The organism is Cellulomonas sp. PS-H5 (assembly GCF_019265565.1).
Taxonomy (GTDB): domain Bacteria; phylum Actinomycetota; class Actinomycetes; order Actinomycetales; family Cellulomonadaceae; genus Cellulomonas.
The window spans coordinates 1-14,933 of the sequence record NZ_JAHVCI010000074.1; the positions used below are offsets into that span (position 1 = coordinate 1).

12 protein-coding genes are annotated in these 14,933 nt (G+C 74.5%); 10 read left to right on the forward strand and 2 right to left on the reverse strand.

The features are described from left to right. Positions 1 to 38: 38 nt before the first annotated feature. Both J5O08_RS18750 and J5O08_RS18755 read right to left on the reverse strand, forming a co-directional pair. Positions 39 to 1,103 carry a glycosyltransferase family 2 protein gene (locus J5O08_RS18750; RefSeq protein ID WP_218708424.1) on the reverse strand — a complete coding sequence of 355 codons (1,065 nt, stop codon included), beginning with the start codon at positions 1,101 to 1,103 and terminating at the stop codon, positions 39 to 41. Further along, positions 1,100 to 1,936, reverse strand: a complete 837-nt coding sequence (locus J5O08_RS18755; RefSeq protein WP_218708426.1) for a polysaccharide deacetylase family protein — start codon at positions 1,934 to 1,936, stop codon at positions 1,100 to 1,102. Before J5O08_RS18755 ends, J5O08_RS18750 begins: the two co-directional genes overlap by 4 nt. Before the next feature lie 370 nt (positions 1,937 to 2,306). Between J5O08_RS18755 and J5O08_RS18760 the strand changes: the two genes are divergently transcribed. From J5O08_RS18760 to J5O08_RS18805, 10 genes are all read left to right on the forward strand, one after another. After that, a complete protein-coding gene (locus J5O08_RS18760) occupies positions 2,307 to 3,131 on the forward strand; it encodes a glucose-1-phosphate cytidylyltransferase (protein ID WP_217616825.1) in 825 nt (274 codons plus the stop codon). 4 nt (positions 3,132 to 3,135) lie between these two features. Next, entirely contained in the window at positions 3,136 to 4,164 is a 1,029-nt protein-coding gene (locus tag J5O08_RS18765; RefSeq protein ID WP_218708428.1) for an NAD(P)-dependent oxidoreductase, read from the forward strand. Continuing rightward, the gene (gene rfbC / locus J5O08_RS18770; RefSeq protein WP_217616827.1) at positions 4,161 to 4,712 is read left to right on the forward strand and encodes a dTDP-4-dehydrorhamnose 3,5-epimerase; all 552 of its coding nucleotides are present in this window, start codon (positions 4,161 to 4,163) and stop codon (positions 4,710 to 4,712) included. The genes J5O08_RS18765 and rfbC overlap by 4 nt, the downstream gene beginning before the upstream one ends. After that, positions 4,709 to 5,992, forward strand: coding sequence for an NAD(P)H-dependent oxidoreductase (locus J5O08_RS18775; protein WP_218708430.1), 1,284 nt, complete (start codon positions 4,709 to 4,711; stop codon positions 5,990 to 5,992). The genes rfbC and J5O08_RS18775 overlap by 4 nt, the downstream gene beginning before the upstream one ends. 342 nt (positions 5,993 to 6,334) lie before the next feature. Further along, positions 6,335 to 7,510, forward strand: a complete 1,176-nt coding sequence (locus J5O08_RS18780) for a glycoside hydrolase family 99-like domain-containing protein (protein ID WP_218708432.1) — start codon at positions 6,335 to 6,337, stop codon at positions 7,508 to 7,510. Further along, positions 7,503 to 8,576, forward strand: coding sequence for a glycosyltransferase family 4 protein (locus J5O08_RS18785; RefSeq protein WP_218708434.1), 1,074 nt, complete (start codon positions 7,503 to 7,505; stop codon positions 8,574 to 8,576). The genes J5O08_RS18780 and J5O08_RS18785 overlap by 8 nt, the downstream gene beginning before the upstream one ends. Beyond that, positions 8,573 to 9,781, forward strand: coding sequence for an ABC transporter ATP-binding protein (locus J5O08_RS18790; protein ID WP_218708436.1), 1,209 nt, complete (start codon positions 8,573 to 8,575; stop codon positions 9,779 to 9,781). Before J5O08_RS18785 ends, J5O08_RS18790 begins: the two co-directional genes overlap by 4 nt. 3 nt (positions 9,782 to 9,784) lie before the next feature. After that, positions 9,785 to 10,609 carry an ABC transporter permease gene (locus J5O08_RS18795; protein ID WP_218708437.1) on the forward strand — a complete coding sequence of 275 codons (825 nt, stop codon included), beginning with the start codon at positions 9,785 to 9,787 and terminating at the stop codon, positions 10,607 to 10,609. A 1-nt stretch (position 10,610) separates the two neighbouring features. Further along, positions 10,611 to 13,922 (forward strand): discoidin domain-containing protein, encoded by a 3,312-nt coding sequence (locus tag J5O08_RS21795; RefSeq protein ID WP_218708438.1) that lies wholly within the window; start codon positions 10,611 to 10,613, stop codon positions 13,920 to 13,922. 40 nt (positions 13,923 to 13,962) lie between these two features. Then, entirely contained in the window at positions 13,963 to 14,850 is an 888-nt protein-coding gene (locus J5O08_RS18805; RefSeq protein ID WP_218708439.1) for a glycosyltransferase family 2 protein, read from the forward strand. Positions 14,851 to 14,933: the final 83 nt, after the last annotated feature.

Consider the following 14,933-nt stretch of genomic DNA (forward strand, 5'->3'; position numbering starts at 1 on the left):
GCCGGGCCGCGAGGGGGGCGCGGGCCCGGCGCCGCGGATCAGGCGGGGACCGTGCGGTCCGCCGGGGGCAGCGCGGCAGCGCCGCCGGGTGCGACCCGGGGCACGGCCACCGGGCGCGGGGTGTCGAGGCGCGCGAACGCGAAGCCCAGGCCGAAGCCGAGGTCCCAGCACCAGGACCGGAACTCGGCGGCCGAGCGGACGCGGGCGAGGTCGCCCGCGACGAGGCGCACGCGGTGCAGCGCCCGCCGCACGCCGACGTGGCCGTCCGGGTGCGCGGCCGTCGCGGCGGACCCGGAGGGCGCCCCCGGGCCACCCGCCCCGGTCACCCCGGCCGCCTGCGCGGGGGCCGCGAGCGCCCGCAGCCGCTCCTCCTGCTCCCGGTACCGCAGGGCCAGCCAGTGCTCGCCCGAGCCGTAGTGGTACCCCTGCTGCAGCGTCGACCGCAGCGTCCCGCGCAGCCGCACGTGCAGCACGGCCTCCGGCACCCAGGTCAGCGGCACCCCGGCGAGCTGCACCCGCCAGCACAGGTCCGTGTCCTCGAGGAACAGGCAGCCCGGGTCGAACCCCCCGACCGCCCGGAACACGTCCGCGCGGATCCCCATGTTCCCCGCCCCCGCGGCGTGCAGCCCCGGCAGCAGCGTGGACTCCTGGAGGCCCGCCGTCTGCGGGATCGTCCGGGACCGCAGCACCCGCGGCCCGTTCAGCCGCTCGCCGTCGAACCGCCCCGCGACGAACGCGTGCGTGCGCAGCGCGGTCCGCATCGCCACGAGCCAGCCGTCGCCCACGACGTCGTCCGCGTCGCAGAACGCGACCAGCGGCGCGCGCGCCACCGAGACGCCCACGTTGCGGGCCGCGCCGGCCCCGCGGGTGGCGGAGGCGTCGACCACCCGGACCGGCAGCCGGTCCGCGTAGGAGCGGGCGAGGTCCACGGTCCCGTCGGTGGAGCCGTTGTCCGCGACGACGAGCTCCCAGTCGAACGGCACGCACTGCGCCGCGAGCGCGTCGAGCTGCGCGCCGAGGGTGGCCTCGGCGTCGAAGGCGGCGATGACCACGGTGAGCTCGACGCCGGCGGGTCGCGCGACGCCGTCCCGGAGCCCGCTCACGACATCAGCTCCCGGAACACGGACCGGACCCGCGGGTACCGGCCGAGCAGCCCGCCGACGGTGTCGAAGGACCAGCCCTCCGCGAGCAGCGGGTCGACCAGCGCCGCGGTGACCGCGGCCCTGTCGAAGGTCGGCAGGGACTCGCCGGGGGCGAGCGTCTCGGGGTCGGCCCGGGTGTCGTGCAGCAGCAGGATCCCGCCGGGGTGCAGCGCCGCGCGGGCGCGGGACGCGACGTCGGCGACCGGGGCGTCGACCCAGTCCTCGGCCCACCCGGACCAGATGACGACGTCGAGCCCCGACCGGGTCCAGCCGCGCAGCGACCGGGGCCGGTGCGCGCCGTAGGGCGGGCGGAACAGCGTGACGGGCACGCCGGCGACCGCCTCCACGCGGCGCCGGGCGTCGGCGACCACGCGGATCGCCTCGGCGTCCTGCAGCCGGTTGAGCCGCCCGTGGTCGGGGCCGTGCAGCGCGAGCTCGTGGCCCTCGGCGACCAGGCGCCGCACCAGGTCAGGGTGCGCCTCGGCGGCGTCGGCCAGGACGAAGAACGTCGCGTGCAGGCTCCGGTCGGCGAGCAGGTCCAGCAGGCCCGGCGTGTGGTCGGGGTGCGGGCCGTCGTCGTAGGTCAGGGCGGCGACCGCGTCCGCGGTGCGCACGCAGGCGGTGGGTGCGAGCCCCCGGAGCAGCGGGCGCGCGAGGCGCAGCGCCGCCCGGTCGGGCAGCGGACGTGGCGCGGGTGCCCCGAACTCGCCCAGGTCGCGCCGGAGCACCAGGGTCTCCCCCGGGGCCCGCGGCGCGGGGCGGGTGCCGTGCAGCGCCGGCTTCTCGACGACCATCGACCTCCCCCTCGCATCCAGCCGCGCGGGACGTCGCTTCGGCCCGCCGGACGTCAGTGTGCCCGCGGCAACCAGCCCGGTTTGTCCGTTTTGGGGGTTTTCACCCGAACGCTCGACAGGTTTCGCCCGGAGCGCCGCCGACGAGCCCTCCGCGAGCGCCCGCGCACCGACGACGACCGCCGCCGTCGGCCGCGCACAGGGCTGCCTGGGCCACCCGGGGGACGCCCGCCACCCGCCCGCGGCCCCCTTGGGGTGATATGTCCGATTTTCACCCGTTAGTACCTGTCTGGCCCGAAATGCCCGGACTAGCCTCGGGGCTGCCGCGCGGCGTTCGCGGCACCATCCCACACCCCCCGTCCGAGGAGGAGCCATGACCGCAGGCGACCTGTCGCCCGCCGACATCCCGGTGGTGATCCTGTGCGGCGGCATGGGGACGCGCCTCCGCGAGGCCAGCGAGAAGCTGCCCAAGCCGCTGGTCGACATCGGCGGCCGGCCGATCCTCTGGCACATCATGAAGACGTACAGCGAGCACGGCTTCCGCCGGTTCGTGCTGGCGCTCGGGTACAAGAGCGACCTGATCAAGCAGTACTTCCTGGACTACCGGCACCTGACGTCGGACTTCACGCTGCACCTCGGCGCGGACGGCGCGGAGTCGGAGCCCGTCTTCCACGGCACCGCCGCCAAGGAGGACTGGGAGATCACGTTCGTCGAGACCGGGCTGACCACGGCGACCGCCGCGCGCATCCGCCGCGTCGCCCAGCACCTCGACGCCGACCGGTTCGCCCTCACCTACGGCGACGGCATCGGCGACGTCGACATCACCGGCGCCCTGCGGCACCACGTCGAGCAGGGGCTGCTCGGGACGCTCACCGGCGTGCACCCGTCCAGCCGCTACGGCGAGATGCGGGTCGAGGGCGACACCGTCGTCGAGTTCAACGAGAAGCCGACCCTGGCAGACGGCTGGGTCAACGGCGGGTTCTTCCTGTTCGAGCGCGAGTTCGTCGACAAGTACCTCGACGACGACCCGGCGGTGATGCTCGAGAGCGCGCCGCTGCAGCAGCTCGCCCGGGACCGCCAGCTCTCCGTGTACGAGCACGAGGGCTTCTGGATGGGCATGGACACGTTCCGTGACTGGACGGAGCTGAACGGACTGTGGGACGCAGGTCGCGCCCCCTGGAAGATCTGGGAGGACTGAGCGCGTGCGCATCCTGGTCACCGGCACCGAGGGCTACCTCGGCAGCCTGCTCGCACCGACGCTGCTGGGCCGCGGCGACGAGGTCACCGGCCTCGACACCGGCTACTACAAGAACGGCTGGCTCTACAACGGCGTCCACGAGACCCCGCACACGCTGGTCAAGGACATCCGGCACGTCACCCCGGACGACCTGGTCGGCTACGACGCCGTCGTGCACATGGCCGAGCTGTCGAACGACCCCATCGGGGACCGGATCGGCGACGTCACGTACGACATCAACCACCACGGCTCGGTCGCGCTCGCCTCGGCCGCGAAGCGCGCGGGCGTGAGCCGGTTCGTCTACATGTCGTCCTGCTCGGTCTACGGCGTCGCGGACGGCACGGTCGACGAGACCAGCCCCACCGACCCGCAGACCGCCTACGCCCGGTGCAAGGCCCTGGTCGAGCGGGACGTCACCGCGCTGGCCGACGACGACTTCTCGCCGACGTTCCTGCGCAACGCGACGGCGTTCGGCGCCTCGCCGCGGCAGCGGTTCGACATCGTGCTGAACAACCTGGCCGGCCTGGCCTGGACGACGCACCGGATCGCGATGACGTCCGACGGCACGCCGTGGCGCCCGCTCGTGCACGGGCTCGACATCGCCAAGGCGATCCGGGCGGTGCTCGACGCCCCGCGCGAGGACGTGCACGCCCAGGTGCTGAACGTCGGCGCGGACGCGAACAACTACACCGTGCGCGAGATCGCCGAGACCGTCGGGGCCGAGTTCCCCGGCTGCGAGGTGTCGTTCGGCGAGCCGAGCGCGGACAACCGGTCGTACCGGGTGTCGTTCGCCAAGATCCGCGAGGTGCTCCCCGGCTTCGAGACCGACTGGGACGCCGCCGCCGGCGCCGCGCAGCTGCACCGGGTGTTCGAGCAGATCCAGCTCGACGCCGACACGTTCACCGGGCGCGGCCACACCCGCCTGGCGCAGATCGAGCACCTGCTCAAGACCGGCCAGGTGGACCCGCAGCTCTTCTGGACGGTGAACCCGTGAAGTACACCCCGACCGCCGTCGACGGCGTGATGATCGTCGACCTGGAGGAGCGCGGCGACGACCGCGGGTTCTTCGCCCGGACGTTCGACACCACCGAGTTCGAGGCGCACGGCCTGGACACGACGGTCGCCCAGTGCAACCTCTCGTACAACCACGTGGCGGGGACGCTGCGCGGCCTGCACCGCCAGGTGCCGCCGTACGCCGAGGGCAAGCTGGTCCGCTGCACCGCCGGCGCGATCGTCGACGTGGCCGTGGACGTCCGCCCGGACTCCCCGACCTACGGCGAGCACGTGCTGGTCGAGCTCTCGGCCGCGAACCGGCGGGCGCTGTTCATCCCGCCGTACGTGGCGCACGGCTACCAGACGCTGACCGACGGCGCCGAGGTGATCTACCAGGTCAGCGGGCCCTATGCGCCCGAGGGCGAGCAGGGCTTCCGGTACGACGACGCCGCGTTCGGCATCGAGTGGCCGGTGCCGGTCACGGTGATCTCGGACAAGGACGCCGCGTGGCCGCTGGTCTCGTCCGACGCCGCCGAGGTGGCGCCGTGATCGTCGTCGACTCGCTGCTGAAGGCGCGCCAGGCCGACGGCCGCCCGATCCGGGTGGCCCTGGTCGGCGCCGGGTTCATGGGCCGCGGCCTGGTGAACCAGATCGTCAACTCCGTGCCCGGGATGGACGTCGTCGCGATCGCGGCGCGGCACCCGGAGCAGGGCGTCCGGGCGTACACCGAGGCGGGGCTCGCGGGCGTCGTCGAGGTGGACTCCCCCGCCGCCCTGGCGCGCGCCGCCTCGTCCGGCACCCCGGCCGTGACCGCCGACTACCGCGTGGCGGTCGCGTCCGACGCGGTCGACGTGGTGGTGGACGTGACCGGCGCCGTGGAGTTCGGCGCGCACGTCGCGCTCGCCTGCTTCGAGCACGGCAAGCACCTGGTGCTGATGAACGCCGAGGTCGACGCCACGGTCGGCGGCGAGCTCGCCCGCCTGGCCGACAAGGCCGGCGTCGTCTACACCGGCTGCGACGGCGACCAGCCCGGCGTGCAGATGAACCTGCACCGGTTCGTCACCGGGCTCGGCCTGACGCCGCTGGTGGCGGGCAACATCAAGGGCCTGCAGGACGAGTACCGCACCCCGACGACGCAGAAGGCGTTCGCCGAGCGGTGGGGCCAGGACCCGCACATGGTCACGTCGTTCGCGGACGGCACCAAGGTCTCCGTCGAGCAGGCGCTGGTCGCCAACGCCACCGGCATGTCGGTGCACCGGCGCGGGATGCTCGGCATGGACCACGACGGGCACGTCGACGAGCTGACGACCCGGTACGACGTGGACGAGCTCCGCGCGCTGGGCGGGGCCGTGGACTACGTGGTCGGGGCGCGCCCCGGGCCGGGCGTGTACATCCTCGCGACGCACGACGACCCGAAGCAGCGGCACTACCTGGAGCTCTACAAGCTGGGCACCGGGCCGCTCTACTCGTTCTACCAGCCGTACCACCTGTGCCACTTCGAGGTGCCGACGACGATCGCCCGGGCCGCGCTGCTCGGCGACGCGACGATCCGCCCGCTCGGGGCGCCGTCGGTGGAGGTCGTGACCACGGCCAAGACCGACCTCGCGGCCGGCACCGTGCTGGACGCGCTCGGCGGGTACCACTACTACGGCCAGGCCGAGCGCGCCGACGTGACGCGGTCGGAGCGCCTGCTGCCGGTCGGCGTCGCGGAAGGCTGCGTCCTCGTCCGGGACGTCCCGAAGGACGCGACGCTCACGTACGACGACGTCCGGCTCCCGGAGGGCCGCCTGGTCGACCGCCTGCGCGAGGCCCAGGCCGCCCTGGCCTGACCCGGGCGCGCACGGGCCTGGGCCCGGCGACCCTGCGCGCATCGCCACCCCTTTCTCGCGCTGCCCCCCTCGGGATCGGGCGGTGGCGCGAGAAAGGGGTGGGGACGCGCGCGACCTGCGCCCTCCGGCGCGGCCTCCCCCGATCGGAGTGGGCGGGGCCGGAAGGCGGAGGCTGAGCGCGCCCGCGGCGCCGGCGGCGGATCACCCGGATGCCAGCGGCTTCACCCGGGGTCGGCGGACAAACCGGACAAATCTACTCATAGGCTTCATGCCAGCAGGAACGGGCCTGGGGACGACGACCCGTCCCCCCGGCCACCCAGGACCATCAGGAGAGGGGGGACCGTGGCGTCCACCGACAGCAGCACGGACCTGCGCGCCCGCGCCGTCACGTTCTACCTGCCCCAGTACCACCCGGTGCCGGAGAACGACGCGTGGTGGGGCCCCGGCTTCACCGAGTGGCGCAACGCCGCGAAGGCCCGCCCGCTGTTCCGGGGCCACAACCAGCCGCACCTCCCGGCGGACCTGGGCTTCTACGACCTGCGGATGCCCGAGGCCCGCGAGGCGCAGAGCGACCTCGCCCAGCAGTACGGCGTCGAGGCGTTCATCTACTGGCACTACTGGTTCGGCGGCGGCCGGCGGATCCTCGAGCGCCCGTTCACCGAGGTGCTCGCGTCCGGCGCCCCGTCGGTGAAGTTCTGCCTCGCCTGGGCCAACCAGACCTGGAGCGGCATCTGGCACGGCGCCAGCGACCGCATCCTCATGGAGCAGACGTACCCGGGGCCCGAGGACGAGCAGGCGCACTTCGACTCGCTGCTCCCCGCGTTCCGCGACGAGCGCTACCTGCGCGTGGACGACCGCCCCGTGTTCTACGTGTTCCGGCCGGAGGACCTGCCGGACGCCGCCGCGTTCGTCGACCGCTGGCAGGCGATGGCCCGCGCGGCCGGCCTGCCCGGCCTGTACCTGGTGGCCGAGGTGTCCGACCTGCTCGGCCGCGGCCCGAAGTACACCGACGTGGACGCGGCCGGCTTCGACGCCGGCGTCTACATGCGGATCCCCGCCCGGCAGACCCGGGCCGACGTGCTGCGGATGCGGGTCGGCCGCAAGCTGGGCCGCCCCGAGGTGTACCCGTACGCGCCCGACTTCCAGCCCGCCCCGCAGGGGATCTCCGAGAACCTGCAGCCGTGCATCTACCCGAACTGGGACAACACCCCCCGCTCGGGCGCGCGCGGGCTCGCGGTCACCGGCTCCTCCCCCGAGCTGTTCGGCCGGCACGTCCGCCAGGCCGTCGCGACGCTGCAGGACCGCCGGCCCGCCGAGCGGCTGCTGTGGGTGAAGTCCTGGAACGAGTGGGCCGAGGGGAACTACCTCGAGCCCGACCTGGAGCACGGGCACGCCTGGCTCGCGGCGCTGCGCGACGGGCTGACGGGCACGAGCACCCTGGCCACCGAGCCGGCGCGGGTGCTGACCCCGCACGCGCTGGGCGCCCCGGCCCCGTCGGACGGCGTCGCGCATGGGTGAGGCCACCACCGCGGTCCCGCTGCGCATCGCGATGCTGTCCTACTACCTCCCGTCGGGCAGCAAGATCGGCGTCGGCTTCCAGGCCCACGAGCTCGCCACCGAGCTGGCGCGCCGCGGCCACCACGTCGACATGTTCAGCGACTGCCCGCCCGTCCCCGGCGCGGCGTACGGGCACCGGCACGTCGCCATGTCGGGCTCGCTGCGCACGTTCCGGTTCGCCACCGACCTGCGCAAGCAGGACTTCACGGGCTACGACGTGCTGCACGCGCACGGCGACGACTACTGGCTGTGGCGCCGGCGCGCGCCGCTGCACGTCCGCACGGTGCACGGCTCCTGCTTCGAGGAGGCCAAGCACATCCGCGGCGCCAAGGAGAAGCTCCGGATGCTGCTGCTCGGCATGACCGAGGTGCTCGCGTCCGTCGTCGCCGACCGGGTCGTCGTGGTGTCCCCGCAGACCCGCCGCTGGGTGCCGCGCTCGCACGACGTCATCCCGAACGGCGTCGACACCGCGCGGTTCACCCCGGGCGACGCGGCGGGCCGCGCCGACCACCCGGTGGTGCTGTTCGTCGGCACCTGGCACGGCCGCAAGCGCGGGAAGGACCTGGCGGCGGCGTTCGCCCGGGACGTGCTGCCGCGGGTGCCGGAGGCCGAGCTGTGGATGGTCACGCGGGACGCCCCCGCCGACCCCGGGCCCGGCGTCAAGGTGCTCGGCCGGCTGTCCGACGAGGACCTGGCCGACGCCTACCGCCGCGCCTGGGTGTTCTGCCTGCCGTCGTCCTACGAGGGCTTCGGCATCCCGTACGCCGAGGCGATGGCCAGCGGCCTGCCGGTCGTCGCCACCCCGAACGTCGGCGCCCGGTACGTCTCCGACGAGGGCCGCGCCGCGGTGCTCGCCGAGCTGGACGACCTGGGCACCGCGCTGGCCGACGTGCTGCTCGACGCCCCGCGCCGCGCGGCGCTGTCCGCCGCGGGCCTCGAGCGGTCCCGCGCCTTCTCGCTCACCGCCGTCGCCGACGCGTACGAGCGCCTGTACACGACCCCCCAGCAGCACGGAGACCAGTCATGACCGATGTCGCCATCCGGGCCGCCGGGGTCGGGAAGTCGTACCGGATCGCCACCTCCGACGACGCCCCGTCCACGGCCGCCGAGGCGGTGCTGCAGCGCCTGCGGCACCCGCTGCAGCGCGCGCAGTACGAGGAGTTCCGCGCCCTCGACGAGGTGAGCTTCGAGATCCCCCGCGGCGAGGCCGTCGGCATCCTGGGCCGCAACGGCGCCGGCAAGTCGACGCTGCTCAAGCTGCTCACCCGCGTCGCCGCGCCGACGCGCGGCCGGATCGAGCTCGCGGGCCGGGTCGGCTCGCTGCTGGAGGTCGGCACCGGCTTCCACCCGGAGCTCACCGGCCGCGAGAACGTGTTCCTCAACGGCACGCTGCTCGGGATGCGCAAGAGCGAGATCAAGCAGCGCTTCGACGAGATCGTGGCGTTCTCCGGCGTCGAGAAGTTCCTCGACACGCCGGTGAAGCGGTACTCCTCCGGCATGTACGTCCGGCTGGCGTTCGCGGTCGCCGCGCACCTCGACACCGAGATCCTCGCGGTCGACGAGGTGCTCGCGGTCGGCGACGCCGAGTTCCAGGCCAAGTGCCTCGACCGGATGCGCACGGTCGCCTCGGAGGGCCGCACCGTGCTGTACGTGTCGCACCAGGTGCAGACCGTCAAGACGCTGTGCACGTCGGCGATCTTCCTGGAGCACGGGAAGCTCGTCATGCACGGCACGGTCGACGACGCGATCGAGCTCTACCAGACCAGTCGGGACCGGGTCGCGATCAGCCAGACCGACATCGACCGCCGGCCCGGCACCGGCGAGGTCCGGATCACCTCCGCGACGGTCTCCAGCCCGCTGTACAAGACCACCGAGCCGAAGACCATCGAGTTCCTGGTGTCCGCCAACACGGACTACATCGGCAAGTACTTCGTGTCCTGCCACATCAACGACCGGCACGGCACGACGATCCTGCAGTGCGACTCCCGGGTCAGCGGCCTGTGGCTCGACCCGGCGCAGGAGCAGAAGATCGCGCTCACCATCAAGGAGCCCTGGCTCAAGCCCGGCGAGTACACCGTCGACCTGTTCGTGTGCTCCTCCGGGGTGCTCGACTCGTTCGAGGGCGCCGGCCGGTTCGAGATCCACCCGGTGCTGCCCTACCCGCAGGCGGTCTCCGACGAGGGGCTCGACGCGGGCCTCGTCCTCGCCGACTTCGACTACGAGAGGCGCTGAGCGATGGCCACGCGCACGACTGTCATCAACCCGCCCGGGCGCCTGCCGCTGCCGGCGTGGCGCGAGATGTGGGAGGCCCGCGAGGTCTTCACGCGGTTCGGCATCCGCGACCTCAAGCTGCGCTACCGGCAGACCGCGCTCGGCGTGATCTGGGTGGTGCTGCAGCCGCTGCTGAGCGCGGGCATCTTCTCGATCGTGTTCGGGCAGATCGCCGACCTGTCCAGCGACGGCGTCCCGTACTTCGTGTTCTCGTTCACCGGCATGCTCGCGTGGACCCTGTTCAACGGGATCGTGTCCCGGGCCGCGCCGTCCCTGGTGAACAACCAGGCGCTGGTGTCGAAGGTGTTCTTCCCGCGGCTGCTCGTCCCGCTGTCCTCGGTGCTGTCGGTGCTGGTGGACTTCCTGGTGGCGGGCGTGCTGATGGTCGGGCTGATCATCTGGTACGACATCGCTATCACCTGGGCCCTGCTCACGCTGCCGCTGTGGATCCTGGCGGTGATCCTGCTGGGCTCCGGGCTCGGCATGGCCGCCTCGGCGCTCATGGTGAAGTTCCGCGACATCGCCTACGTGGTGCCGTTCGCGCTGCAGACCCTGCTGTACGCCAGCCCGCTCGCCTACTCGCTGAGCGAGGTCGGCGAGGGCATCCGCTGGCTGTTCGACATCAACCCCCTGACGTGGATCCTCGAGGGCTTCCGGTGGTCGCTGCTCGGCCTCGCGGAGCCCGCGACGTGGCAGATGGCCGCGACGGCGGGGGTGAGCGTCGCGGTGTTCGTCGGCGGCGCGCTGATCTTCTCGAAGATGGAACGCGGCTTCGCGGACGTGATCTGACGTGGCCGCGCCCGCCGTCCCGCCGGTCGACCCGCCCCCCGGCGCCCCCGCCCCGGCCCCCCGCCGCCGGTGGGGCCGCCGCGGTGTGGTCCTGGGCCTGACCGCGGTCCTCGGCGCCTCCGCCGGGATCGGGCTGTGGCAGCTCGCCGCGCAGCAGCCCGGCACCGGCGACGGCGCCGTGGCCAGCGCGCCGACCGCGGGCGACCCCGCGGCGCGGATGTGCGGCGTCGCCGACCCCGACCGGTACGCCGCGCTCGCCGCCGACGCCCCGGTCGCGGACGTGCAGGACCTCGCCGACCTGGGCGACGCGGTGCCGCTCCAGCTCGCGGCGACCGGCGACCACGTGGCCGCGCTGCAGCGCGACGGCGGCACCACGACGATCAGCCGCTGGACGTCCGCCGGGAAGGCCGGCACGCCCGTGGTCGTCGACGGCGGCGACGACGCGCCCGGCAGCTTCGCCCTGACGACCGACGGCGGCGTCCTGGCGACCGACGGCTCGGCCGGCGGCACGACGGTGGCGCTGTGGGCCGCGGGCTCGGCCGACCCGAGCACCACCTGGGACCTCGCCGCGCTCGACCGCGGCGACGTCCGGGCGGTGCTCGGCTGGACCGCGGGCCGCTCGGGCGCGCTCGCGACCGTCGTGCTCGCCGACTCGCACCGGCTGGCGCTGCTGCGCGCCGACGGCACCGTGGACGGCGACGGCCCGGAGCTCGAGTGGGGCTCGTACCCCCGGTTCTACCCGCAGGACGACGGCTCGCTCGTGCTGATGAGCGACGCCGACGACCAGTCGTCGTCGATCGCGCTCGTGCGGTACGCCGCGGACGGCACCCCGGGGCTGCGGATCGAGGGGCCGCTGTCCGGCGGGTCGAACGGCGGCGCGCCGGGCCTCGACCACCCGACGGGCGTCGCGACGGCCGCGGACGGCGGGCTGCTCGTCGCCGGGCCGACCTGGCGGCTGCTCGAGGTCGGCCCCGACGGCGTGTGGCGGCGCCAGTCGCTGTCCGGCGAGGGCCAGGGCTCGACCTTCCGGTTCGCCGACCTGACCCCGTTCGTGCGCGGCGGCGACGCCGTCTACTTCGCCTCCCCCCGCGAGGAGGGCGGCGGCCTGCAGCTGTCCCGCGTCGAGGACGCGGACCTGGACCTGCTGCTCGACGCCCCGATCGTCTGGGACGTGAACCACGCGTCCTCGCTCGACCTGCTCGGCTTCGGCGCGGGGCTGGGCACGGACGCGGTGGACGACTACTTCGGGCCCGGGACGACGCCCACGGTGCACGCCGCGTTCGCCCCGTCGTGGGGCGCGCTCGCCGACGCCTACGAGCTCCGCTACGAGGTGACCGGCGACCCCTGGCTGGACCCGCCCGTCGAGGAGACGTCCGGCACCGTGGCGATCCCGGCCGACGGCGGCGAGGTGCCGCTCGACCTGCCCGCGGCGCGGCCCGGGCCGTACGAGGTGCACGCCACCCTGGTCGAGAAGGCGACCGGCGCGGTCCGCACCGCCACCTGCCTGCGCTACGCCGTCGGCGCGGAGGGCGCGACCTACGACCCGGCCTCGCTGGCCGAGGGCGCCGACTGGGGCGGTCCCGGCCCGCTGCGCGGCGTCCAGCTCGCGGCGCAGCTCGGGCTCGGCAGCCACCGGGTGCAGCTCGACTTCGGCCGGCTGGTGCCGGACGTGTCGGCCACGCCGTCGGCGGCCGGGCTGGACCTGGCGGCGCTGCCCGGCGCGGAGGACGGCGACCCGTACGCGGGGATCGACGCCGCCGCGACCGTGGCCGCCGACTCGGACGTGCAGCTCTACGTCCAGGTCGGCCAGGGCGGGGAGGCGGAGGCCGAGGCCGTCGCCGACGGCACCTGGGGCGCCTGGGTCGGGGTGATCGCGGACGCGTTGCACGCCGGCGCGCCCGACCTGCACCTCTGGGCCCCGTGGAACGAGCCGAACAACACCGGCTTCGGCGACGGCGCCGCCTACGCCACGCAGGTGCTCGCGCCGTTCGCCGACGCCGTGCGCGGAGCCGACCCGCAGGCCCGGGTCGTCGGCGGCAACGCGCTGAACGTCGTCGTGCCCTGGTACCAGCAGGTGGTCGACGCCGGCGGCTGCGCGTCGATGGACGTCGTCGGGATCCACCCCTACACCGGGTTCAACCGGTCCTGGGACGAGGAGGGCGCCGACGGCCCGATCGGGCAGATCACCGCGCTGCGCGAGGTGCTCGCGGCGTGCGGCGCCGACGTCCCCGTCTGGGACACCGAGTCCGGCTGGTGGTCGGACGGCCCGGCGAACCACTGGGCGCAGGCCTACGACGTCGCCCGCTCCCTGCTGTGGATGCGCGAGCTCGGCGTGGACGAGTGGATGTACTTCTTCAGCGAGGGCGGCTGGGGCGAGGGCGGCTTCACCTGGTCGCTCGTGCAGCTGGGCTCGTTCGTGAAGCCCGGCGCGCTGGCGATGGCCGCGGTGTCCGGGGTCCTGGACGGCCGTGGCGCGCCCGACCTGCTCGACACCGGCGACCCGGCGCTGCACGCCATGGCGTTCGGTCCGGCGACCGGCGCGCCCTCGGCCGCGGGCAACCCGGCCCCCGCGGCCACCCGGGACGACCCGCTGCTCGCGGTCTGGACGCAGGACGAGGTGACCACCGCGCTGGTGACGGCGGACGCCGCGACCACCGTCACCGTGACGGACGTGTACGGCGGCACCCGGACGGTCGACCTGGCCGCCGGCGAGCCGACCCCCCTGCCGGTCACCGGGTCGCCGGTGTTCCTCACCGCGGACGCCGCGCTCACCGTCGCCCCGGCCGCCGACGCGGGCGCCGACCTGCTGTCCGGCGGCACGGTCACGGCGAGCTCCAGCACCGACGGCACCGACCCCGCCGACCTGGTCGCCGAGGGCGGCGCGGGCGCGAACCCGTGGCGCGCCGGGACCCGCACCGAGGACGGCCCGGACGACAGCCCGTGGGTGCAGGTCGACCTGGTGGCGCCCGCCACCGTCGACCGGGTGGTCGTCGAGAGCGCCGGCATCCGGTGCTGCACCTCGGGGGTCCGGGCCTACACCGTCGAGGTGCAGGACGAGGACGGCGCGTGGCAGGAGGTCGGCCGGCAGGACGGGCTGTTCCTGGCCCGCACCACGTCGGTGACCTTCGAGCCCCGCACCGTCACGGCGGTCCGGGTGCAGGTGCCGTCGACCACCACCCGGGGGATCACCGTCCCCGACGTGAACTACTCCGGCCAGTCCGGCGGGCTGCTGCCCGCGTGGGAGCCCGTGCAGCCCGAGCCGACCTGGCCCGTGTCGCTGGTGCGGCTCGCCGCCTACGGACCCGCCGCATGACCGACCCGACCGCCACCCGCTCCCAGGAGGGACGACGACGATGAGCCCCAGGGCCACCGTGGGCATGCCCGTCTACAACGGCGAGAAGTACCTGCCCGCCGCGCTCGACTCGGTGCGGGAGCAGGACGAGGCCGACCTCGAGATCGTGATCTCGGACAACGCCTCGACCGACGCCACCGAGGAGATCTGCCGCGCCGCGGCGGCCGAGGACGACCGCATCCGGTACGTCCGGCTGCCCGAGAACCGGGGCGGGCGGTTCAACTTCAACCACGTGCTGTCGCTGGCGACCGCCCCGTACTTCACCTGGGCCGCCGCCGACGACGTCCGGCGCCCGGCGTTCGTCCGGCGCTGCCTGGAGGTGTTCGCCGAGTCCGACCCGGCGACCGTCCTGGTCTACCCGCGCACGCAGATCATCGACGCGGGCGGGATCGTCACCGAGGACCTGAACGACGCCGACCTCGCGTGCGACGAGCCGACGCCGCACGAGCGGATGGGCCACTTCCTGCGGGCGCAGGCGGCGCACCTGTTCTACGGCCTGCACCGCACCGACGCGCTGCGCCGCACCCGGGGCATCCGGCCGACGGTCGGGAACGACCTGGTGATCCTGGCCGAGCTCGCCTGCCAGGGGCCGTTCCAGCTGGTGCCCGAGCAGCTGTTCCTGCAGCGCCGGCACAGCGAGCAGTTCTCCCAGCAGGGGCAGGCGCAGGTCGCCTGGCACGCCCCGTCCGCGTCCGTGCGGTTCGCGTTCCCGCACACGAAGGTCAGCGTCGAGCTCGCCCGGGGCGTGCTCGCCTCGGACGTGCCCGCCGCGGAGAAGGCGCGCGCGCTGGCGACGATCCCCGTGGCGTGGACGATCCCGCGCTGGCGGGGGCCGGCCGCCGACGTGTGGGCGGCCCTCGGGCTCGAGCCGCGGAGCCGGCGCCGGTGAGCGGGTCCGGCGGTCCTGCGGGGCCGGGCGGCGGGGCGGGCGCGGGTGCGGCCGGCGCGGCCGGCGCTGCCGCGCGCGGGGAA

Excerpts from the sequence above, each read along its gene's own strand:
- J5O08_RS18795 (WP_218708437.1), top strand. The coding sequence starts at position 9,785 with ATGGCCACGCGCACGACTGTCATCAACCCGCCCGGGCGCCTGCCGCTG.
- J5O08_RS18755 (WP_218708426.1), bottom strand. The coding sequence starts at position 1,936 with ATGGTCGTCGAGAAGCCGGCGCTGCACGGCACCCGCCCCGCGCCGCGG.
- J5O08_RS18785 (WP_218708434.1), top strand. The coding sequence starts at position 7,503 with ATGGGTGAGGCCACCACCGCGGTCCCGCTGCGCATCGCGATGCTGTCC.
- J5O08_RS18805 (WP_218708439.1), top strand. The coding sequence starts at position 13,963 with ATGAGCCCCAGGGCCACCGTGGGCATGCCCGTCTACAACGGCGAGAAG.
- J5O08_RS18760 (WP_217616825.1), top strand. The coding sequence starts at position 2,307 with ATGACCGCAGGCGACCTGTCGCCCGCCGACATCCCGGTGGTGATCCTG.
- J5O08_RS18790 (WP_218708436.1), top strand. The coding sequence starts at position 8,573 with ATGACCGATGTCGCCATCCGGGCCGCCGGGGTCGGGAAGTCGTACCGG.